The sequence below is a fragment of the Streptomyces sp. AC627_RSS907 genome (genome assembly GCF_019049165.1).
The window spans coordinates 1-572 of record NZ_JAGMUE010000239.1; the positions used below are offsets into that span (position 1 = coordinate 1).

General features: G+C 69.1%; 1 pseudogene. It reads right to left on the reverse strand.

From position 1 onward, the window contains the following. A pseudogene (locus KUM32_RS32810) lies at positions 1 to 340 on the reverse strand (regulator); the annotation flags it as partial. Positions 341 to 572: the final 232 nt, after the last annotated feature.

Sequence of the window (572 nt, forward strand, 5' to 3'; positions counted from 1 at the left end):
GCCACAGTCCGCTGACGATGTCCACCGCCTCCTCCGGCGAGGACGCGAACTCCAGTCCCGCGTAGACCGGGGCGCACGCGTCGAGGCCGAGGTCCTGGGCGGACAGGCGCCTGCCGAGGCGGCGGGTGAAGACCTCGGCGATCAGTGCCGGGGTCGTGCCACGCGGCTGTTGCCCGCGTAGCCAGCGCGTTACCGACGTCTTGTCGTATCGCAGGTCAAGGCCGTGCTCAAGCCCGAGCTGGTCCACTCGCCGGGCGAGGCCCGCGTGCGAGAAACCGGCCTCGGCGATAAGCGCGGCGAGCTGACGGTTGGGGGTGTGCTGCGGGGATCGTTCCGTCATCAGCCTGCCGGTCTCCCTGATCGCATCGCTCTGTGGAACGGCGTGAATTTAGCGGTTGACAGTGCGCTGCTCGCCAGCTTCGCCCTACATTCATCCGATCGTGTGAGAAGCGATGAGATACGTAACGCCCAGCTCACGCCCGTTCCCTCCGGCGCGGGCCCGTCCGCCTCCCACCACCGGCAACGGCCCCACCTCACGCTTTGGCACGGCCTCGCCCCCACCCCCATCCGTG